We start from the raw sequence: 22,274 nt of genomic DNA on the forward strand, positions 1-22,274 counted from the left end.
AAAAAATGGACAAAGTAAAATTTATAGAAGCATCCCTCCTTGAAAGCGCAGAAGTGAAAAAAAGAATACTATCACAATGCACAGATCAAATCCTCAAAGCAGTTGAAATCATAACAAACGCTTTCAGAAACGGGAAAAAATTGTTGCTTTGTGGAAATGGCGGAAGCGCCGCCGACTCCCAACACATTGCAACTGAGTTTGTAATCCGCTTGAATCCTGAAATAAAACGACCAGGACTTCCAGCCATAGCAATCACAACTGACACCTCAAACCTCACCGCTGGTGGGAATGATATCGGATTTGAAAATACATTTGCAAGAACGGTTGAAGCACTTGGAAATGAAGGGGATGTCTTAATTGGTATAAGCACAAGTGGAAACTCAGAAAATGTAATACGAGCGATAAAAACGGCAAAAGAAAAAGGCATGAAAACAATCGGGCTTCTTGGACGCGACGGTGGAAAGATGAAAGAACTATGCGATCTCGCAATAATTGTTCCATCCAACAATACACAACGAATTCAAGAGGGACATATAACAATTGGGCATATCATAAGTGAACTCGTCGAAATGGAACTTTATAAATCAGAAAATTAAATTTTCACCTCAATTTGAACTCCAAAGATATTTCTCACAATTTCGCCAGCGGATAAAAAAGTTTCCCCATATTTCATCTGAACGGAAAGCAATTTCCCAAATTTGCATTTGAGAACAAAGTACCATCTTAACCCATCACCATAAAATGGAATTAACGAAACAATGCCATCAATATCATCCTCATAAATATAAATCCTTGACCAATATGAATCTGTTTTGAAAAACGCAATTCGACTGTATAAGCTTAAACTGTTAAAAACTTGATATTCCACCCCTTGATAAATCAGAAATCCTTTCTCAACCCCATTTAAATCTCGCCTCACTAACTCAACTCTACTTTTAAATGTGACTTTCCCAAACCTATTTTCAACCTCAACCCTCGCATTTTTTCTCCGCTCAATTCCCTCACCCCAAATCGCTCTCCCAAAATCATCAAAAGTTTTTATCCCTTTGACCACCGATTTCTCCCGTGCCATAACTTTAAAATCAAGATTTCTAGAGATTCTAAAACTTACCTCAACTCTATAATCAACACCATTTTTCACATCGGTATAATCAACACGCGGAAACCTGTAAACATCCCAATAACCAGAAAATTTCAATCTCCATATCCTGAACTTAACACCAGAGTAAAAACCCTCCTCATTCCATGCCTCACCATATCTCTCACTGAAAGCATTGCCATTTATAGATGTGAAATTCGGACTCAGTTGCCGATATAGAAAGACAAAGCTTAAATTGCCGAAATCAATTGACAAACCGGAAACATAACTCAAATGTGAAAACTTCCACAATGCAATCTCACCAAACAGATTTAAATTTCTAAAGTATAGGTCAAACATAAAACCGCTGTAAAAATTTCTCCTTTGAAAAGGTCTCGAAATTGATGCGGAAAAATCACGATTGAAATCCTCATAAAAATTTAAAACCCCAAGTGAAAAATTTCTCGAACCAAAACTTACAATTCCACCAAACGATCTCCTTGTCAAAGGAAATTTTTGAACCGTATTTATGCCAGAGAAATCAATGTATTTCACTCTTCCACTCGTATCAATTGAAGAAGGCAAATTCGTCTTTGAGTAAAACAAGGTTAATTCAATATTTTTAAACCTTGAGCTAAACGCACCCCCGAACAAAGGTTTAACTTCATCAGTTGATGCATAGCCAAGCAAATGATTTTCAGAACTTCTAGCCGCTGGGGAGATAACATCCGAACCTTTCCCAAGCGCAACAGGGCTCCACATCAAAATTCCTTGACCGAATTTTAAAATATAACTCCCAACGACAAACCTTCTAACAAATGAAGAACTTTTATATTCAATGAAAAAGTGGGTCAGATCATTTAATTTATTCTCCCCATAATCTTTTTCAATCACGAAACCGGCAGAAAAGTTTGAAATCCCGAAGCGAGCAAGTTGATATGTTTTAGAATTATCAGCGAAGTCATTTGCAAAATAGCGAATATTATTCCTGCTTAAAATTCGTGTCCTTGTTTGAAAGCTTAACTTTGGTCTTTGAATGTATCCGTTTCTGTAAAGAAAAGATTTTATGGACTCATCGATCCCGGGAATGTCAAAAATCTGTTCCCTTATTTTAAATCCACCAATCTTGTCACGATATTCGATGATTTTATTCGCAGTTTCCCTCGTTATAAATGGAATCGCAACCAAATCATCAACGCTTACTTTGTTAAGCTCTATCGTTACAAACTCCAATTGCTCAACTATTTCATCGACCTGCACATCAAGTTCAAGACTTTCAAAAATTTCACCTTCTATATCTGTAAGCGTGTCAACTTGAGCATCTTGAGATTTTGCAAGTGAAAGAAAAATTACAAAAATTAACGCAATCTTTTTCATTCTCCCCCACCAAGTTTTGCGGTCAATGTAATTTGATGCGTAAATCCAAGTAATTGATGATTGTCAACCCCATAATCAAGTTGAAATCTGGAAAGTTTTATCCCAACTCCACCTGAATAACGAACTGGATAATTTGACAGTCCAAATCTCACAGAAACAAAGTCAACGATGTTATATTCAACACCATACCTTACACACTCCCTAAAAGTAAGTTCTTTATAAACTCCCATTGAAACGATCAAATTGCTATACGGCATTAGAGCGATGCCCAAATCAATTTCTTTAGGCAACTTTTCCTGTGCTTTACCAATTCTACTTGAAATTAAATTTTTAACAACAAATCCAAACCTCAAAAATTTGACGGGTTTTGAAACAAAACCAAAATCACCGCTAAAAGCGCCGGCGCTTCCATAATTTTTAATCGAAATAAAAGTATAATTCAAACTTAACCCTAAATTGAAAGCATCGAAACCTTGCGCTATTGAAATCTTCAGCATATTCTCTCTATAAAGTTCAAAACCAAAAGATTTAATTCCGATGCCAAATTTAACAGGCAAAGATGGCTCATAATAAACTGCCCCCTTAATGGAAAGCTGTGTTAAGCCAAATTGAGCGGGAATATAAGAAAAAGAAATCTCCCTGCTTTTTAAATCAGCGATCCCAGCGGGATTATAAAAAACTGCCCATACATCATTTGCAACCGCAACAAAACTTTTCACAGCAAACGCCCTCGCTCCGATGCTCTCCTGAGACAAACCCCTGAACACGAAAAAGATTAGAAAAAATAAAATTCTTAACATCGAGACAACCTTTTTGTTCAACTCAGTTTAAGCATGCAAAATTTCCCTGAACATAAAGAAAATTGAAAAGAGCAAAATAAAAACGCCATATGCTATCTCAAGGTTTTCACTTTTCAACCTCACCGCAACTTTCGCACTTAGATTCGCAAGCGGAATGGCCGAAAGAGCCAAAATTAAAAATAACTTCAAATCGATATGACCAAGGATAAAATGAGTTATAGCTCCCGGCACAGCGAAAAAAGGAACGACGAAAAGGGATGTTCCAAAAGCATCTTTTATATCCAATTTAAAAATCTTAACATAAACAGGGACTAAGATAACCCCACCACCATTTGCAAGAAACCCGGATACAAGACCTACACTGGCACCTAAAACAAAATTTCTCAAATTTTTATAATGCCACGACACCACTGTCGTTTGCTCATTGAAAAGTTTCCTTCGGAATACGAAACTTAAACTAATTAAAAATATGAAAAGACCAGTAGAAATCATTAAGAACTTCCCACTCACAAATCGAGTTAAAACAGCCCCAACTATCACAAACGGAAAACCCGAAATTACAGTAAGCTTGGCTAATTTAAAATCAACATGGTTGTTTCTATAATAAACAACAGCACCTGAAATAGCAGATGGAAGAGCAACAAGAAGAGGAGTTGCAAGAGCGTAAACCGGTTTAACATTTGCAAACAACTTAAGAAGAGGCGTTGCTATACTGCTTCCACCAAGTCCAAAAAATCCGGACAGGAAACCGATGCTTAAACCGATCAAAATTTCAACAAATAGTTGATCCACTTCAAAATCTTAAATTTTCTTGGAGAAGAAAAAACCCCAAAAAGCTACTTTCGGGGTTAATCTTAAAGTAGGAGCTGGAAGGTGAATATAGTTCAAATTCTTTTTTATCAAATTCCAAAACCAGCCATCGCCAGGTAATTTTTCTAAATTGTAGTCAAGCGCAATATAAAATTCTCGCTTCCCCCCACCAAGCCCATCAAGATCTCTAACACCATATCCAATTGCGATGTTGAGAAAATCAGGATAAAATTTTTCTATTTTCTCAGGCAAAAAGTTACTGATTGAAATCGAAAGCCACATCGTTTGACCTTCATGATCATCTATGAAAATTTTCTTTTTCCCAGTTTTAAGCTGTGTCGTTGGTATATAACTCCACTTGAAATTAAAATTTCGCAAAAATGGGACATAGTGTTGAGCTACTGGATACCAAGCCCCAAGTATATTTCCCATCGCATCTCCTGGGCTAAATCCCCAATCAGTTGCAAATCCATCTTCAAACTCAACATAAAGTCCAAAAATTGAACCAAGCATAGCCCCATATATCATCGCCCTCTTTTTCTCAACCCCCGCCCATTGAAGCGAAGAAGAAAACAGATTTGAAATCAAAGTTGCCCCATAGAAATGTCCAACTTTATCAATGTTAAGTGCATAATCCCAATCATTAACGATATGAAATGGTCCCCTTTGCCCACTCCACCAAGCATGTTGCTGATAAACATGTATTACTGCCATGGTTCCAGCAGTTCCAACTCCGACAAGCGCAAGCCTTGTGTAATTGACTTTACTTCTCACAGTTTGAGAATTTGAATCGGAAGCAGAGACAAAAAAAGAGAAGGAGTTTGAAGAAGATAACAGCCATTCGGAAAAGAAAACCAATATCAAAAAAATTTTAAAATTTCTGCCCTCCAAGATTAAATGAAGTCTATTTTAGCAATTTGAAACTTTTATGAATTTGAACATTCCATTCCTTGCTCAGCTTGATGTTCCAATTCAACAATATCACAGAACCTTGATAAACTCTTTCAAAACCCGCTTCAGATAAAGAAATTGACTCAAGCGGAAACCTCCACACATTGGCAAACTTGCTTAGATAAAAATTCATATCAAGTCCAAGCCATTCATCTACAATTCCAAAAGAGACAACACCATCAACAACCCCCATGCTACTTAATTTCTTATCTTTAACATCATACCCAGCAAAATAAAAATATCTATCAGGAGCGTCGGGCGCCAAGAAATTACAAGCAAATTCAACACCAAACCAAATGTCTAACATTTCATCTTCAAGATTTTCAATTTTATAATCTATTAAAATTTCGTTCAACTTTTTATCAAGCGTAATTTTCTTCACCACTCGAATTTTATTTCGTTTATCCCCAACCCATACATTTCCATCCCTTGACAACACAATTTCAAGGACACCACGTTTAAAACTTGTCTCAACCAAATAAGGCTGATCTACGAAGTCACCTTGCTCTGGGTATTTGCACATGTAGAAGTTTTCAAGTGTTGTCCCATCACCCAAAAAATGATCAATCAAACTTCCCCTTCTATACCAGTCGTAATGTAAAAATTTTTCAAGTCCCTCTTCTTTTGCCGTTAACATATCATGTATGCTTGCAACCCCCTGATTGTTTGGATTATTTTTTTCATTTGAAAGTTGGAGTAACTTTTCATGGTATCCTTCTCTTCTCCTCGTCACAACATCGGTTATATTGAACTCAAGCGGTTTAAAATCAAGTTCAAAAATTTGACCACCATAATTGGGGTTTATGTAGATATTGAAGTTTGGCGACTCAACAATTAATTCTTCCTTACCATCTCTATCAAAATCTGTAAATTCATACCGAATTAATTTTTTGTTTTCGACTTTATCAAGTTCATTTTCAGCTCCTATCAAATTTCTATAAGCAGCTGATCTAAGATTTGTTAAATAAAGCCCGCCAAAAATCCCATGCCAATATGGGTCATTACACTGCGCAGACCATATCTTGTCAAGAGCGATGCTTACATCTTTGCCTTTCACTTGAAGCTTTCTGGCACGCTCAGAAACTCTTAACATTTTTTTATGAAGATTGTTTGCCTCTGGATATTTCACAAGAAAATTTCGCCAAAAACCACCTCTGAAAAATCTTGAATACTGCTCATACATCCCCTCTTCCTTAAGATGTTCCTCAAGTTTCTCATAGTCGATATAAGCGTCAGCTGGCAAAGCCCAATGCATCATCTCAGCGTAGGATGCATTTGGCAGGTAAATTCTTCCGATGGGTTTAATTTTTTCAATTGCCTCAGAAAAGTGGAGTATATTGATCCAGTCGCTATTTTCTTCAAGCGCTGTGAAAAATTCCTCAAGCCAACCATCCTCATAAACATGCTTGTATGTATTTGGCCATACACCAAACTTTTCCCCATCATCGGCATAAACCACAACTCTATCTCCCTCCTCAGTTGCGATCTCTCTTAAGTAATCGATCGTTTTCTCAACTGGTTGAAATGGTATCGTATATCTTAACATCTTGCTTATCGGAAAGATATTAACAGTATAGCCTTGTTCCTCCGTGATGTAATACCCAAGAAGCTGTTCCCCTGTCAAGCCAGCATAGCGAAAATGAGTGTCATCAATTATCACATATTTTACCCCAGACATCGCAATGAACTTTACGATGTGCTGTTCCCAAACTCTTTCAGCAAGCCACATGCCGACAGGATTTTTGCCAAAATGTTTGGTGATGAAATCTGTCAATTTCTTTATTTGATCAAGTTTGTCTTGGTCTGGAATAACAGCAAGGATCGGTTCATAAAATCCACCCGTGATCAATTCTACCTGTCCATTATCTACGAGAACTTTCAAATCGTCAAAAAATTCTGGATGGTTTTTCAAAATCCACTGAAATAAAACACCCGTATAATGTTGGGCAAGTTTAATTTTGGGATGTCTTGCGAGAATTTCAATAAATGGCTTATAAGCGGCTTTGTATGCGTGTTCGAATACAAAATCGAAATTTCCAACAGGTTGGTGATTGTGAATTCCAAGAACAAGATTAATTTTTTTCACATTTAATTCATTGTTTGTTTTTCACTCATTTTTCAGGTCTCATGTGCGGAAATAGAATTACATCACGAATTGTTCTTTGATTTGTCAATATCATTACAAGTCTGTCAATGCCGATTCCAAGCCCTGCTGTCGGCGGCATACCGTATTCAAGTGCTCTGATGAAGTCTTCATCGATAGTCATAGCCTCCTCATCACCTTGAGAGCGAAGCTTCACCTGTTCTTCAAACCTCAAACGCTGTTCGATCGGATCGTTTAACTCGCTAAAAGCATTGCACACTTCCATCCCACAAATTATAACCTCAAACCGTTCAACGAGTCTGGGATTATTTCTGTGCCTTTTGGCAAGTGGTGACATCTCCACAGGATAATCAATAACAAAGGTCGGCTGTATCAAATTCGGTTGAACAAGTTCAGAGAAAATCTCGTCAATTATCTTCCCAACCCCGATTTTTGAAGAAACATCAACATTAAGCTGTCTTGCAATAGCCCTAAGTTCTTCCTCTGACTTTCCCTCAAGATTTTCACCTGTGTACTGTTTTAAAAGTTCAAACATTGGAACTCTTTTCCAAGGCGGTGTCAAATCAATTTCATTATCTCCAAATTTTACCTTGGCAGTACCATTAACACGCAAATTTACATTGTAAATCAAATTCTCGGTAAATTCCATCATCCAGTTGTAATCTTTATAAGCCACATACAATTCAAGCATCGTAAATTCAGGATTGTGCATCCTATCCATACCTTCATTTCTAAAATCCTTTCCAATTTCATAAACGCCGTCGAATCCACCAACTATCAATCGCTTCAAATAAAGTTCGTCAGCAATTCTCAAATACAAATCCATGTCAAGCACATTGTGATGCGTTATAAAAGGTCTCGCAGTTGCTCCACCGTAGATGGGCTGAAGAATCGGTGTCTCAACCTCAATGAAGCCATGCGAATCAAGAATTTCACGAATCGTGCTTATTATCTTCGCACGCTTTATGAAAACCTGCCTGACATCAGGGTTTACAATTAAATCAACATATCTTTGCCTATATCTCATTTCTTTATCTGTAAACGGATCATAAACAATTCTATTCCCATGCTCGTCAATTTTCTCTTTAACAACTGGCAACGGTCGAATTGCCTTAGCAAGAACTTGATAATCCTCTACTTTTACAGTTATCTCGCCAGTTTTAGTTCTGAAAACCTCACCTTTAACTCCAATTATATCGCCAATATCAAGCAACTTCAAAATATCGTATTTATCGTTAAGCACATCTTTCTTAAAATAAACTTGGATTTTCCCCTTTGAATCTTGAATATGCGAAAATGTGGCTTTCCCCATCCTTCTAATTGACATAATTCTTCCCGCTATGGAAACATTCATCGGCGGGTCTTCATCTCTAAAATTTTTCAAAATCTCCACCGAGTAAGCATTAACGGGAAATTCATACGGATAAGGGTTAATTCCCAACTTCTTAAGCTCTTCGAGTTCCTCAAGCCGTCTTTTCATCAACTGGTTAAATTCTTCCCAGTATTGAAGTTTAAGTTCGTCCTGCAACTTTCATACTCTTTTGTTTTTTATTGTTTTTAATTTAATTAAATTTCAGAAAAAAATGAAAACGCTTCCATTAAAACATAAAATGAGGCTAAAATGAAACTTTCAACAAAAACTTTTAACTTGATAACTTATGTAAGTTTAGCGATTCTGGTCTTGCTACTCCTTGGTATGTTGACAAAGGTCATACCCCCGCAGTACTACATGCACACTTTACTGGTTGCAATTGTGATCTTTATTTTGCGTATAATCCTCCGCATTCAAATGTTTCAACAATCAAAATCTAAAACAGAGAATGAGAAATAAAAAGGCTTTAAAAGAAAAAGAAAAACTAATATCTGAAATAGTCAAGATTTCACACCTGCTTTATCAAAAAGAGTTTGTAAGTGCAACGGATGGCAATATATCAGCACGACTTAAGAACGGAAACATCATTTGCACACCAACTTCTGTGAACAAGGGAGAGCTTAGAAGATCACAAATTGTTGAAGTTGATTTAGATGGAAACTTAGTTTACGGGATATACAAACCCTCAACCGAGATTAAAATGCATCTTTTCATTTACAAGAACAGAAACGATGTCAATGCAATTGTGCATGCGCATCCGCCGTTTGCTACCGCTTTTGCAACCGCTGGGTTATCGCTTGAGGGTTTCACACTTCCAGAGGTAATTATCAACCTTGGTAAAATTCCACTTGCAAAATACGCAACCCCATCAACCGACGAAGTTCCATCGTCGATTCAACCATTTGTAAAAGATTGCGACGCTTTTCTACTTCAAAACCATGGTGCTGTGACACTTGGTGCAAATTTGAAAGACGCATATCTTAAAATGGAAAAACTTGAACATTATGCAATGGTGGTTTTACTTGCCAGAATTCTTGGCGGTGAAAAACATTTATCCATTGAAGATATAGAAAAACTTTCAGATGTAAGCTTAAAAATATACGGAAAGAAAATTAAAATTTAGATTCCATGCAGAAAATTAAAGTTGCTGTATTGCTTGGCGGGACATCTCCTGAAAGGGATGTTTCAATAATTTCTGGAAAATATGTCACGCAGGGTTTAAGAGAAGCTGGCTACATCGTTAAACCAATCGACCCAGCACTTGGTATAAATCAACCTGAAAATGAAGATGAACTTTTCATAAGTGCAATAAGAGAAACTCCACCCTCAGAAGAAGAACTCGCAAAGTATTCCAATAAAAATGTAATTGAATGCATCAATTCACATTTGCTTGATGACATTGATGTTGTGTTTATAATTTTACATGGTAAATGGGGTGAAGATGGAACGGTTCAAGCATTGCTTGAACTTCGGGGAAAGAGATATACAGGCTCTGGGGTTCTTGCAAGTGCAATTGGAATAGATAAAAACATGTCGAAGATCGTTTTCAAACATCACGGTGTACAAACTCCCGATTGGTTCATCATAAAAAGAAACAGGGTTGACCCAAAGGAAATTCAACGAAAAATAGAAAGTACATTTTCTTACCCTTGCGTTGTTAAACCAAACGATCAAGGCTCAACGGTTGGATTAAGCATTGTTCATTGCCCCGAAGAAATTGAGCCTGCTATTGAACTTGCCTTCAAATATTCTGATATAGTTTTAGTTGAAGATTTCATAGAAGGTAGAGAATTAACAGTTGGAATCCTTGGGAATATGCCTTTGCCAGTAATTGAAATAATCCCAAAAGGCGGAATTTACGATTATTATCATAAGTATACGAAGGGGGTCACGGAATATATAGTTCCTGCAAAGATTCCAGATAGCTGGACAGAAAAACTTCAAGAACAAGCTCTTACAGCATTTGAATCAATTGGATGCAAAGGATTTGCAAGGGTTGACTTCAGAGTTACAGATAAAGGTGAAATTTTTTGCTTAGAGATAAACACTATCCCTGGTATGACAGGGACAAGCCTGGTGCCAAAGGCGGCAAAAGCTGCGGGAATAGAATTTCATGAATTAGTTGACAGAATCGTAAAACTTGCCCTCTCAGATCAAACTATTTTTTGAAGAAATACCCTCAAAAAGTTCTTAAAGTGCGTTTCTTTATTTATTTCTTTCCCTTAGACTTCCAACGATGCCAAAATTTTGTATTTCTCTGTGTTCTATATCCCTCTCAACGCTTCAACATTCGCAAGTAGCCAATAGATGTTAAGAACTTTATTTTTCAAATATGTATCGCCTCCTTCAATGAGTCAGCAGAAGCCTCCATAAGGGTTTCAGATAAAGTTGGATGTGCATGAATTGTTTTCGCTATTTCAAACGCTGTGCCTTCAAGCGTCTTCACAACTCCAAACTCTGCTATTAATTCAGTCGCTTCAGGTCCGATAATATGTGCCCCAAGCAATTCACCATATTTTGCGTCAAATATAACTTTGACTATTCCCTCTGTCTCGCCAAGTGCAAGCGCTTTTCCATTTGCTCTGAAAGGAAATCGCCCAACTCTAATTTCATATCCAAGTTCAATTGCTTTTTGCTCCGTTAATCCAATACTTGCAACCTGCGGGATGCAGTATGTACAACTGGGTATGCCGTTATAATCAACTGGCAATGTTTCAACGCCAGCTATATTTTCAACACATCTGATTCCTTCAGCAGAAGCCGCATGCGCAAGAAGTGGTGGTCCAATTACATCACCAATTGCGTAAATTCCGTCAACATTTGTTTTATATGTTTTTTTATCCACTTTGATGAATGTATTTTCAACTTCAACGCCAACATTTTCAAGTCCAATTCCATCCGTATTTCCCCTCACACCAATTGCCACAAGCGCTACATCTGCTTTTAAAATTTCTTCTCCGTTCTTCCTTTCGATTTTCACAACAGCTGAATTGTCTTCTTGCACCGCAGAAATAACTTTTGTCTCAGTTAAGATCTCTATTCCTGATTTCTGAAATGACTTTGCAAGTATATCAGTTATCTCTTTATCTTCGTTAGGCAAAATTGAAGGCATCATCTCTATTAAAGTTATCTTTGTCCCAAATGAGTTATAAAAATATGCAAATTCAACTCCGATCGCTCCAGCACCGATAATTATCATTGATTTAGGTGGTTCCTCCAGCAACATTGCTTCTTTACTTGTTATGATAAATTTACCATCCACCTTAATCCCAGGTATCTCTCTTGGACGTGCACCCGTCGCAATGATTATATTCCTTGATTCAATTTCCATTTCATCTTTATCGCCTTTAACACCGACGACATTTTGTTTTAAAATAAAACCTTCACCAGAGATTTTGGTTACATTATTTTTCTTGAGCAGAAATTCAACGCCTCTTGTTAATCTCTCAGCAACTTGTCTACTTCTTTGAATTACTTTTTTAAAATCAAATGCCAAGTTTTCAAGCTTCAAACCAAACTCATCCGCTCTTTTCATGAGGTTGTACAGTTCAGCTGATTTCAAAAGTGCTTTCGTCGGGATACACCCCCAATTGAGGCATATTCCGCCAACTCGATCTTTCTCGATTAAAGCGGTTTTAAAACCAAGTTGGGAAGCTCTAATGGCAGCAACATAACCACCAGGACCGCCACCTATTATCACAACATCAAATTTTTCGGGCATAATGATAGTAGTTTTTGTTTTTAAAACTTTACAGAAATTTAAAATAAGGGAAAGAAAATTTCAAAGGAGGGTTAACAGAAAGGGAGAAAATTAAAACAAAAAGCGGGGCTAAGCGCCCCGCCAGTTAAATTAAAATCCAACTTTAAGATTGAATAGATGGTTTGCGGTAAAATATGTCACAGGAACATAAGCATAATCAAATGTCACCTTTAACCCAATTAATGCCTCTGTATTTATACCAGCCCCAAGCGTATAATGATGCCATATCGATGAAATATCACCTGTTTTGCTATAGTTGTATCCAGCCCTTACAAAGAATATGTTTCTAAAAGAATATTCAAATCCAAATTTATACGCATCAATCGCATAAAAATTATTTGCTTGATAGGTTCCAGTCAAAAAGAAGTTGTTAATCTCACCGATTGAATAACTGTATCCAAGCCCTATTTCAAAAGAAGTGGGCATTGGGAAAGATGCAGCCTCAACTTTGTAAAATGTGACGCCTCTTTCAGATCCAGGCACCTGTGCTTGAACCCAAAGTCCCGAACCGCCGTATTTCATCGTCGGACCTATGTTCTTTACAACAACACCAAGTTGAAGTCCCGGGATGTTTAACATATTTCTATACTGAACACCCGCATCAAACGCAAAACCATTTGCGCTAACTCTACCAAATGATTCACTTACAAAGTTAAAATTAGCACCAACCGAAACACGGTCCGATAGCTTTTTTGAATATGTCACACCGACAACGAAAAAGTTCGGACTTATTATTTCACCTGTTCCGTCAGGATGAAATTCAGTCGTGACAGGTATATCTCCGAGATCAAAGCTTCTCAAGGATAATCCAACCGAACCAAATCCAAATTTGCCAACCAAAGCAAGATAATTTACTCCTATATCAGCGATATATTTACGATATGAAAATATCGCCTGACCATTTCCAACCAACCAATCAACCCCGCTTGGATTCCAAGTTATCGCTTCAACTCCATCAGCCAATACACCAGATGCACCACCCATTGCGGTATATCTTGCACCAATTGGTATGGTAAGCTCAGGCGCAGCAGATGTCCCAGCCTTTGACTGTGAAAAGGCTTGGATCGAACCCAAGAGAATTACCAAGGCTATTATTAAATAATTTTTTCTCATAGTTCAAACTCCACTTTTTTATTTTTTAAAGAACCGCCCCGAAGGGCGGCTGTTCTGAATTAGTAAGTTGGAATAATCTCTTCCTCCTGAACAATCAGCAGTTTCAAAATCTTCGTTGCCCCAATTTCTGGCATATCAATATGAACGATGTAAACTCCGCTCGCAACAGGAAGATTATGCTCATTCCTTAAATTCCACCTCGCAAATTGAGAATCATCATCTTTATTGATTGTTTTAACAAGAACACCAGCAAGATTAAATATTCTTATCGTCGCTTTCTTGGGTAAATGATTAAAGGTTATGTATTTTATCAATCTATCCGTCTCCATCAAGTTGAATCCATAATATGGATTTGGAAAAGCATTGATCTTCTCAACATCTTGACGAGCAAGTTGAACATCACCGACTGTCGGAGCCTGCGTTGCGAATGTAAATGTATCAGCAGGTGTATTGACACGATTTGGATAAAGTTGTATTGTAACATCAGCGCTATAAGGATCACGAGTTCCCCTTTGATATAGCCACAAAGCCCACAAAACAGGATAAGCGCTATGATTGGGACCACTGGTCATAAACCCTGTACCCTGAGCTGGATCCCATGCTTTACCAGTCGGGTCATAATCGCTATCTAAAACCCAAATGTACTCATATGGTGTGACCGCATCATTGGTATCCGATATATCCCATTGTTTATTTCTATTCCTATCACGAACAACAACATTTAGCTGCCTGGGTGAATTTGGATTTTCAATATCAAATACTTTGAAAGGTACATCATAAAATCCTTCATACGTAGCATTACTCCATGTCTGATACATAAATGCCTTCTGGGACTTCGCTGGGTCAACTGTATAGGGTTCTCCAAGATCGTATTGACCATTTCCATTTTGATCTGTAAAACCTGTTCTCGCTGAAAATCTAATTTCAACCGACTTAAAATCACCCGGTGCTAAACTACTTCCAGTGAAGTTTGGACCAAGAAATACACCACCGAACAACAATTCTCCACCATTTGCCGGATTACCTGTAAACCATCTATTCGCCGCACCTTGTGTAGCAACCCATTCCTTACCTGCAAGTGGCGGTCCCATAACTTTAACAAAGACACCATCAACTATTGGATAGGCTTCATCCCCGGATTGATTTGATCCAGTTGCCTTGACTTTATTCTCATTAATATCAACAATATACCAATTACCCTCATTATCAAATCTTACTTGATATGTATGTCCAGTTGCAATTGACGGATCAACAAGAATTGCAACCACTTCCCCATCACTTCTGCCTTTATGAACCACAGTTAATGTATCACCAACAGCTCCATAATATCTCGTCCCTGGCGGCGGTGACTGAGGTGTAACAGCTAGAACAACCGGCGTGCTTTCAAGCGCTCTGAATGGAGCGAGAGGATCGGGATTATAAGCATATGCTGTAACAGCGTAGTAATATGTTTGACCATTTACAAGAGGACGCTGGCGGACATAATCAGTTGTTAAGGTAATGTAATGGCGAATTCCACTATTACTACCTGTTTGAACTGGGACCTGAAGCAAAGCACCGGTTTTTGGATCTATAGTTCTATCAAGTATTACCGTTACCTCGTTAACAACATCATATGTCGCAATTTTTATAGCCTCACTTAAGCTAGAAGTTGGCGATGGTAATTGATAAACATTGTAACCCTCAAAAATAAATCCAGCTGAATTATAATTTTCAATTGCATTGACGCTCGCCTGGTTCCACCCCCAATTCAAAACAACTTGACGATCTAATGCAGCCACTTTGACATCAGGAGAAGGAGGTGGAGACGGCAAAACAAAGAGATTATCATACGCAAATTGTGCATATATATCGTAATATTTCAGAACCAAAATACTTGAAAGATTATCAACACCCATCGCTCCTATTAAAGCTACGACTATTTCCGCCGTATCTGGCTTACCATCCGTTAACTTTAACTGAAATGGACCAGTTACATTCACTATTCGCCTATCCCCAGGTGGAATTTCTCTACCATCAATCCAGCCAGTTTTTGTCACTGGATCACCCGCAACTGCATATTTTGTAGGATAAACATTAGGGTCTCTCGTAAAAGCGCTCCAGAACGGAACAAAGGATGGATACTCAGGTCTTGGCAATCCACCTCTCATTAGGTTAAACCATTGAGGTGCATTAGTCGGGTCACTTATACCTGTTCCAGCAGCAAAGAAGACAAAGGTTGTAAGCGGATTTTCATTCCAATATTTATATCCTTTCCTCCATTCCAAACCAATCACAGCAGAGTCATTGGGATTTCCAGTATAACGGGCTGGACCCTGCAAAAAGTCAAATCCAACAGCTGGAGCAGGTAATCCTATAGATTGATATTCATGGTCAACAGTATTAGCATTATAAACATATCCTAACCCCAAAACAGAGTCACATCCTGCAAGGTCATCAGAATAATCTCCAAGATCTGGATCTGCCCATTTCACTATGTAAACACTGTCAATCTTTGAATCAGGCTTAGCTGCAGCTGTTCCTTTATAAATAATCCTGATCTGTTGGAATATAATGTTATTTAAAGGATTGGAAACAGAATAAGCCCATTCTGTAAGTTGTAATTCAAGTCCAATTGGTGGCGACCCAAAAACTTGTATACCAACATCCGATGCTAAGTCATTTGCAACAGCCCATACAGTTTGAGTTGCTCCAGGGATACCGGGAACATGATTTGGATTATTTGGATCAAAACCGGGACCATATTTTACCTTATAGGCATCAGGTCCAGTAGTTGTATACCATGGAGCTCCTTTATCAGCAGGCCAATCTTTCCAATCATTTTCATATTGTTGACGAAGTGCCTCTTCATCAGCTGATGTGACATCTTTGAGAGGTTTCATAAAGTATTCAGCAGCATCTGCTTTTAAATCCGCCGTCCTATAATCTGGACGAACGCGCCATACTCTCTTAACAGCAGGGTCATCACGATTTTCAGCAGTTCCTTTAGTTATAATTCTACCTGGCACCATACTTGTCCTATAAAATACTCCCTGTGCACGAAGTGTCGGGGATCCTCCATCATCAACAAGTCCCCCAATCATCAATCCTTCTCTGTAAATCATTCCTACTCCACTGCCCCTTGGAAATGTTCCATTCCAAGAGTTTTTGATTAACGGTGGCCATCCAAGACCACCTGGCGATGAAACGACAGATACCCAGCTTGTTATGTTATTCACATCGACAATCGTTGATGTAACACCAGCAGCGGTTGATTTGCCAAAGAAGAATTCTTCGCTTCTCTTTTTCAATGGATCTTCCCTTCCAATTGCTAAACTGAATATTACAAAAGTTAATATTAGCAAAATTGAAAATTTCCTCATAGTTTTAAACCTCCTAATTATTTTTATTTTTGCAAGTTATTTCACAATTCAACTCTTACTCCAGCTCTTAATTGTCTCGGGGAGCCAAAAAGGTCTTGCAATACTCCATTAAATCGCCACTGATGTTGTCTGTTCTCAAGATTAATTGCTTTGTAAAGCTCAACATACATAGGCCCGAACTGGTTAACAAAAGTCCCACTTAAGTCAGGATTGGTTAAAAAGCCATCGTCGTAAGCATTTCCAGTTCTATAATAGACATTTATCACATTCTTGGTGTTGAATAAATTCTGAACATAAACATAGAAATTAAAGTTTACTGGACCAATCGAGATCGTTTTGTCAACCCTTAGGTCAACATTCCATACCCATGGTGTCCGTGATGCATTTATAGGTTCAAGAGGGGTTCTATTTCTTGGATCTCCATCATTAAGTATTCCACCATCGTCAGCATCTTGCTGAGCTATTCCGCCAGTGGCAAGAGTATATGGATGCCCACTATTAAATGTTATCAACAGATTAACACCAAATCTTTCAAACAACGGACCACCTTCACCCTTTCCAAAGCGATAATCAATATTTATCGTTCCTCTGTGCGTCTGATTATATGAAAGTGGAACGGTTAATGTCGGAGTTATCTGCGTAATTCCAACCGCTGCCCAAGCACCATTTGCAAAAGAATTCGTTCCACGAGCATCCTGCAAGGTATAATTAATTTGCGCTTGAATCCTGTTAACTCTCCTGATTCTTAATGTAAATTCAAGTCCATATACATTCTCAAAATCACCGTTCGTGTAAACAGCATATTTTAATCCAGCATAAGGTCCACTTGTTATAGGAACAGTGGAAACTTGGAGCTGATTTCTAACATCTTTGTAAAATCCAGTTATATCAAAAGCGGCGAAATCGGTAAACTGTTGCGAAAATCCAATTTCATATTGGGTCGTTTTAACAGGATCCGGGTCAAATGCCAAAGGATCAGGTATCAATTCAATCGATGGTAAGTAAACACTGCCCGGGTAATAAGATAAACCTGCGTAAAGTGATGTCAAAGCCGGTGGCTGAACAAAAATTCCATACTGTAAGTGGAACACGGTTCTATCTGTCACAGGGAATGAAAAACCTAACCTCGGCTGCAAATAAGCCCTTGGCTTCCCTTTTTCGAGATCAAGAAGCTTTCTAGTTGTTAAATCAGCCCTTGGTGCATTTGGATCTTTCAACCTCCAAGCATCAAGATACAAGTAATCATATCTTAATCCAGCATTTATAATTAAATCGCTGAACTCAATTTTATCCTGGATATATGCCGAGAAGAAATATGGATGTCTTGGTCCATCTTCGCCAGAATCAACCTTTCTACCAAACCTATCAAATCCATAGTTATTCACATAACTTCCAAGCAACTTATATAGATAACTCTCACTTCTCGCGGAATCAGGTAATGTATGAAAAGCTCTAAACAATCCACCAGTTCCAATACCATAATGTCTAACTGTCCATCTTTGATAACTTGCTCCGAGTTTTATTTCATGTTTCTCAACTTGGGAAGTTAAAGCAACATTACCACCCCAATAACCCTGTTGGAACTTGCTGTACCCAGCAAATAAAGTTCCAGGCCTATAAAATGCAAATCCATAAAAATCATATGGCGGTGGACCAACATACCTACTCACGTACTTAAAACGTTCTCCATATGCACGAACCACTTGAAGACTATCATCATAAGCTAAAACATTGTCGCCAAATGCCGGTTCGTAGGACTTATTTCTGTAATCAAGGAAGCTTATGGAAGCCTCTAAAAATGTCTTCGCAGAAATGAAATAAGTTCCCTTTGCACTAATGAAAAATTGAGTTAAATCTGTAACTGGCAATCTCTCAAGATTAAATATATTTCTCAAGAAGTCATTGCCCCTTGAGCGACTCCAAGTATAAGCTCCTGAAATTCTCAATTGAAGAGGTTTTAAATCAAATGTAAGCGTTCCATTCCCAGTATATCTATTTACCATCCTCCCTGGTATATTTGCATCGTTCCATGCAACAAGAGCTGAATCACCTTTGGTTCCTCCTCTTCTTCCATTATCCTTCAAATATCCAAAGTTGTAACCTTTGAAAAAGTGCTGTATATAATCTCTGATAAAGTTGTTTTCACCAGCCAGGAAAAACTTAATTCTCTCTGTAAACAATGGGCCACCCAAGGTAACTACTATATCAGAATATCCGTAAGAATAAGTTCCAAGGAATTTCTTCCCAGGATAGTTTCCAAAATTGTCAGTTTCAAATTGAACGGATGTAGAAAACTTTGACCTCCCGCTCTTAAAGACTTGTTGAACTATTCCAGCATTTGCACCTCCAAATTCAGCACTATATCCTCCAGCTTGAACTGAAATTTCCTCGAGAGCTTCTGGGATAGTTGTTATAAGACCTCCACCTAAAGCTCTATACCTATCCCTTGCCGCAAATGCTCCACCTCTTGCACCTGTAGCTGCACCAAGTATATTAGTTACACTTGCCCCCCTCGATCATATAACCAACTTCATCTGATCTACTACCTCTGATGTATAATCTTCCATATTGTAAACTTACACCAGCTTGAAGCGCAAAATACACGTTTACATCTCTAACTGGTAATTTCTCAACATCTGCAGATGTAACAACACGAATAGCATTCGTAGCAGATTTCTCAATTAGAGGCCTTTCAGCAACAACTTCAACCGCTCTCAATTCTATCGCGGTGGACGGCAATTCAAAATTTAACTCTCTTGTCAAACCTGCAATAACCTGAACACCCGAAACCGTTACCGTTTGGTAACCAACATAAGACGCCACAACTGTGTATGTTCCAGCAGGGACATTTAAGATCACGTAGTTTCCATTTACATCAGTTGCAGCACCGAGCGTTGTCCCTTGAACCACAACTGAAGCCCCAGGAAGCGGCTCCTTTGTTTCTCTATCAACGACCCTACCTGATATTTTGCCATATTGAGCAAATACCAGCTGAACAGAAATTAACAACAATAAAACCGAGATTAAAAATTTAACTTTGTTTTTCATGGGCTAACCCTCCTTTTAATCTTCTTTGAAAAGCTTTTTTTGTAAATTTGCTTTTAAACCATATACAACAACAGAATATCTACCAGCCCCTGATATTCCAGAATCCCACGCTTTAACAAGTGTATCAGTTCCAGATATAACTGTATATTTTACAGGGAAAGATGCAATCGTAAGATATGGCGTTCCCCCTTTGAAAGCAACATTAGAGAAAGTTGAATCCTTTCCAGCAAAATTAACAATAACTTTCGCAGCACCTAAGTTAGGGCTAAGATTTAAAAACCTAACAAGCGCTTTACCACTCGGATACGGTTCGTCAAATGTATTACGTTCCGCAGCAAATAAAACACTATCAGACCCCCTCCCAACATAAAAAACAGAGTATTTTTTCTCCGATTCAAGCGATCTTTTTATCGTATCCCCAGCCGTAAAAACAAAAACCCTTGACCCAGCTGGTAAATCAAGATAATTTGAAGCATCTCCAAAGGCAATAGAACTCACCTTGTCAGAACCATCAACATTAACCTTAATTGTCACATCAGGCTTCAAATTTACAAATTTTGCAAGGGAACGATAATCAACGGGTTGAACTACTGGGTTATCAATATTAATACACCCATCCCCCGTGATTACAATTATGAAAAAAACCAAGAAAAAAACTGCAAAGATAGTAAATTTACTTTGCATAAGAACCTCCGCTTTAAAATTTTAATAAATCAATGAACAAAATAAACAACCGCCTATGAACAGGAAATGAAAAATTTTATTTATTGGAAGGAAGTGCTTTTTAAAAGCTAATAATTAAGCTTTTAAAATCTGACGTGCTTTTTAATAAATTTAATACAGAAATTTTATTTTGTCAAGAGTTTTTAGCTTCCGTAGAAGCGAACATTAAATTTCATATTTTCAATACGAATTTAATATGAAAAATTTATTTTGTCAAGGGGTTTTTAAAATTTTTAGGACAAATTTAAAAAATAAGCCCTCGGGTTGACTTTCGATCCCACCAGAGTTATGAAACTTTTTTCATCCAAACATTTTTATTAAGTTTAGGTTGTAAACTCTAAAAACAAAAATAAAATTTTAACAATGAAAAGCATCGAAGAAATAACTAAAGTCCTCAGAGAAATTCAAGATCCAGATTTGCATAGAGATATTGTTTCACTTGGATTTGTTAAAGATATTCAAGTTGATTCGAAAAAGGCATATATTAAAATCGAGCTCACAACGCCAGCGTGTCCTGTGAGAGATAAGATAAAAGATGAAGCGATAGAAAAAGTTAAAAAGCTTGGATTCGAAGAAGTCACTGTTGAAATGACAGCACAAGTTCCGAAGCATCTGAGCCCACAAAAAGATGCGCTCCTTCCAAATGTTAAAAATACAATCGCCGTCGCAAGTGGGAAAGGTGGCGTTGGTAAATCAACCGTCGCAGTTAATCTCGCGGTTGCCCTCGCACTTGAAGGCGCCAAAGTTGGTTTAATAGATGCAGATGTTTATGGTCCGAATGTGCCGATCATGTTAGGTGTAAACGAAAAACCAACATTGGCTCCAGATGGCAAAAAGATTGAACCTGTTGAAAAATACGGTGTTAAGTTAATTTCAATCGGTTTGCTACTTGATGATCCAGATACTGCTTTAATCTGGCGTGGACCTATAGCAAGTGGTGCGATAAAACAATTTATGACGGATGTTGAATGGGGTGAGATTGATTATCTTATTTTTGACCTTCCCCCAGGCACAGGTGATATACAATTAACACTCGTTCAAACAATACCTTTAACAGGCGCGGTGATAGTTACAACCCCACAAGATGTAGCACTTGCGGATGTAAGAAAAGCTATAAAAATGTTTCAAAAGGTCAATGTTCCCATACTTGGCATAGTTGAAAATATGAGCTATTTTATCTGCCCAAACTGTGGACACAGAGACGATATATTCGATCACGGTGGCGGTAAAAAAGCAAGTGAAAAATTTAATGTCCCGTTCCTAGGTGAAATACCAATTAACACAAGGATAAGAATAAGTGGAGATCTCGGTAAACCAATTCCAGTTTCTTATCCCGATTCAGAAGAAGCTAAAATCATAAGAGAGATCGCTCAAAAACTTGCCGCAAGAGTTAGCATCGTGAGTTTTAAACAACAAGCAATGCCAAAGGTCGAAATTAAATTATGAGAGATAAAGAAGAATTAAAAAAACGCGTTTTAAAAGCACTTGAAATCGCAAGACCATACCTCAAAGCAGATGGTGGCGATGTTGAGCTCGTTGAAATTACAGATGATAATATCGTGAAAGTTAGATTGATAGGAGCTTGTGGCAGTTGCCCACTTTCAACGATGACATTAAGAGCTGGAATAGAAAGAATTATAATCCGCGAAGCTCCAGAAATTAGGCGGGTTGAAGCTGTTTTCACATACTAAAAAGCGAGCCCTAAAAATGGGCTCGCACCTTCATCTTAAACCAAACAATGCCCACATCCTTCCAGAATTTTCACCATATCTTCTA

General features: G+C 37.9%; 17 protein-coding genes. 5 read left to right on the forward strand and 12 right to left on the reverse strand.

All coding sequences use genetic code 11. The annotated features are described in order from the left end of the window. Window positions 1-5: 5 nt before the first annotated feature. Window positions 6-596 (forward strand): D-sedoheptulose 7-phosphate isomerase, encoded by a 591-nt coding sequence (gmhA, locus tag AWW78_RS05875; RefSeq protein ID WP_047134554.1) that lies wholly within the window; start codon window positions 6-8, stop codon window positions 594-596. On the opposite strand, the gene AWW78_RS05880 is transcribed toward gmhA, so the two are convergent. From AWW78_RS05880 to lysS, 6 genes are all read right to left on the reverse strand, one after another. Beyond that, window positions 593-2,455 carry a helix-hairpin-helix domain-containing protein gene (locus tag AWW78_RS05880; protein WP_047134538.1) on the reverse strand — a complete coding sequence of 621 codons (1,863 nt, stop codon included), beginning with the start codon at window positions 2,453-2,455 and terminating at the stop codon, window positions 593-595. The genes gmhA and AWW78_RS05880 overlap by 4 nt on opposite strands. Further along, on the reverse strand, window positions 2,452-3,255 hold the full coding sequence (locus AWW78_RS05885) for a PorV/PorQ family protein (RefSeq protein WP_047134539.1): 804 nt from the start codon (window positions 3,253-3,255) through the stop codon (window positions 2,452-2,454). Before AWW78_RS05885 ends, AWW78_RS05880 begins: the two co-directional genes overlap by 4 nt. A gap of 27 nt (window positions 3,256-3,282) precedes the next feature. Then, window positions 3,283-4,047, reverse strand: coding sequence for a sulfite exporter TauE/SafE family protein (locus AWW78_RS05890; protein WP_047134540.1), 765 nt, complete (start codon window positions 4,045-4,047; stop codon window positions 3,283-3,285). 9 nt (window positions 4,048-4,056) lie between these two features. Then, a complete protein-coding gene (locus AWW78_RS05895; protein WP_141651963.1) occupies window positions 4,057-4,839 on the reverse strand; it encodes a DUF2279 domain-containing protein in 783 nt (260 codons plus the stop codon). Window positions 4,840-4,969: 130 nt separating this feature from the next. Beyond that, on the reverse strand, window positions 4,970-7,102 hold the full coding sequence (locus tag AWW78_RS05900; protein WP_047134542.1) for an alpha-amylase/4-alpha-glucanotransferase domain-containing protein: 2,133 nt from the start codon (window positions 7,100-7,102) through the stop codon (window positions 4,970-4,972). A gap of 25 nt (window positions 7,103-7,127) precedes the next feature. Further along, on the reverse strand, window positions 7,128-8,600 hold the full coding sequence (lysS, locus tag AWW78_RS05905) for a lysine--tRNA ligase (RefSeq protein WP_075426149.1): 1,473 nt from the start codon (window positions 8,598-8,600) through the stop codon (window positions 7,128-7,130). 340 nt (window positions 8,601-8,940) lie between these two features. Between lysS and AWW78_RS05915 the strand changes: the two genes are divergently transcribed. Further along, a complete protein-coding gene (locus AWW78_RS05915; protein ID WP_047134545.1) occupies window positions 8,941-9,615 on the forward strand; it encodes a class II aldolase/adducin family protein in 675 nt (224 codons plus the stop codon). Between the two features lie 5 nt (window positions 9,616-9,620). After that, window positions 9,621-10,661, forward strand: a complete 1,041-nt coding sequence (locus AWW78_RS05920) for a D-alanine--D-alanine ligase family protein (protein WP_047134546.1) — start codon at window positions 9,621-9,623, stop codon at window positions 10,659-10,661. 157 nt (window positions 10,662-10,818) lie between these two features. On the opposite strand, the gene lpdA is transcribed toward AWW78_RS05920, so the two are convergent. The 6 genes from lpdA to AWW78_RS05950 form a co-directional block, all read right to left on the reverse strand. After that, window positions 10,819-12,213 carry a dihydrolipoyl dehydrogenase gene (lpdA, locus tag AWW78_RS05925; RefSeq protein ID WP_047134547.1) on the reverse strand — a complete coding sequence of 465 codons (1,395 nt, stop codon included), beginning with the start codon at window positions 12,211-12,213 and terminating at the stop codon, window positions 10,819-10,821. Window positions 12,214-12,342: 129 nt separating this feature from the next. After that, complete coding sequence (locus tag AWW78_RS05930; RefSeq protein ID WP_075426148.1) at window positions 12,343-13,365, reverse strand: PorV/PorQ family protein; 1,023 nt, start codon at window positions 13,363-13,365, stop codon at window positions 12,343-12,345. A 59-nt stretch (window positions 13,366-13,424) separates the two neighbouring features. After that, the gene (locus AWW78_RS05935) at window positions 13,425-16,727 is read right to left on the reverse strand and encodes a T9SS type A sorting domain-containing protein (RefSeq protein ID WP_047134548.1); all 3,303 of its coding nucleotides are present in this window, start codon (window positions 16,725-16,727) and stop codon (window positions 13,425-13,427) included. Window positions 16,728-16,768: 41 nt separating this feature from the next. Further along, entirely contained in the window at window positions 16,769-18,907 is a 2,139-nt protein-coding gene (locus AWW78_RS05940; RefSeq protein ID WP_141653901.1) for a TonB-dependent receptor plug domain-containing protein, read from the reverse strand. A 313-nt stretch (window positions 18,908-19,220) separates the two neighbouring features. Further along, window positions 19,221-19,775 (reverse strand): carboxypeptidase-like regulatory domain-containing protein, encoded by a 555-nt coding sequence (locus AWW78_RS05945; protein ID WP_047134550.1) that lies wholly within the window; start codon window positions 19,773-19,775, stop codon window positions 19,221-19,223. Between the two features lie 15 nt (window positions 19,776-19,790). Beyond that, entirely contained in the window at window positions 19,791-20,459 is a 669-nt protein-coding gene (locus AWW78_RS05950; RefSeq protein ID WP_047134551.1) for a DUF4397 domain-containing protein, read from the reverse strand. A 402-nt stretch (window positions 20,460-20,861) separates the two neighbouring features. On the opposite strand from AWW78_RS05950, the gene apbC reads away from it, so the two are divergent. Then, a complete protein-coding gene (apbC, locus tag AWW78_RS05955; protein ID WP_047134552.1) occupies window positions 20,862-21,944 on the forward strand; it encodes an iron-sulfur cluster carrier protein ApbC in 1,083 nt (360 codons plus the stop codon). Further along, window positions 21,941-22,189, forward strand: a complete 249-nt coding sequence (locus AWW78_RS05960; RefSeq protein ID WP_047134553.1) for a NifU family protein — start codon at window positions 21,941-21,943, stop codon at window positions 22,187-22,189. The genes apbC and AWW78_RS05960 overlap by 4 nt, the downstream gene beginning before the upstream one ends. Window positions 22,190-22,274: the final 85 nt, after the last annotated feature.

Origin of the sequence: Candidatus Kryptonium thompsonii (assembly GCF_001535985.1) — a bacterium.
In the GTDB taxonomy this organism is placed as follows: domain Bacteria; phylum Bacteroidota; class Ignavibacteria; order Kryptoniales; family Kryptoniaceae; genus Kryptonium; species Kryptonium thompsonii.

Bases quoted from the DNA above. Each gene is read 5' to 3' on its own strand.
- gmhA (WP_047134554.1), top strand. From the start codon at position 6: ATGGACAAAGTAAAATTTATAGAAGCATCCCTCCTTGAAAGCGCAGAA.
- AWW78_RS05880 (WP_047134538.1), bottom strand. From the start codon at position 2,455: ATGAAAAAGATTGCGTTAATTTTTGTAATTTTTCTTTCACTTGCAAAA.
- AWW78_RS05885 (WP_047134539.1), bottom strand. From the start codon at position 3,255: ATGTTAAGAATTTTATTTTTTCTAATCTTTTTCGTGTTCAGGGGTTTG.
- lysS (WP_075426149.1), bottom strand. From the start codon at position 8,600: ATGAAAAGACGGCTTGAGGAACTCGAAGAGCTTAAGAAGTTGGGAATT.
- AWW78_RS05915 (WP_047134545.1), top strand. From the start codon at position 8,941: ATGAGAAATAAAAAGGCTTTAAAAGAAAAAGAAAAACTAATATCTGAA.
- AWW78_RS05920 (WP_047134546.1), top strand. From the start codon at position 9,621: ATGCAGAAAATTAAAGTTGCTGTATTGCTTGGCGGGACATCTCCTGAA.
- lpdA (WP_047134547.1), bottom strand. From the start codon at position 12,213: ATGCCCGAAAAATTTGATGTTGTGATAATAGGTGGCGGTCCTGGTGGT.
- AWW78_RS05930 (WP_075426148.1), bottom strand. From the start codon at position 13,365: ATGAGAAAAAATTATTTAATAATAGCCTTGGTAATTCTCTTGGGTTCG.
- AWW78_RS05935 (WP_047134548.1), bottom strand. From the start codon at position 16,727: ATGAGGAAATTTTCAATTTTGCTAATATTAACTTTTGTAATATTCAGT.
- AWW78_RS05945 (WP_047134550.1), bottom strand. From the start codon at position 19,775: ATGAAAAACAAAGTTAAATTTTTAATCTCGGTTTTATTGTTGTTAATT.
- AWW78_RS05950 (WP_047134551.1), bottom strand. From the start codon at position 20,459: ATGCAAAGTAAATTTACTATCTTTGCAGTTTTTTTCTTGGTTTTTTTC.
- apbC (WP_047134552.1), top strand. From the start codon at position 20,862: ATGAAAAGCATCGAAGAAATAACTAAAGTCCTCAGAGAAATTCAAGAT.
- AWW78_RS05960 (WP_047134553.1), top strand. From the start codon at position 21,941: ATGAGAGATAAAGAAGAATTAAAAAAACGCGTTTTAAAAGCACTTGAA.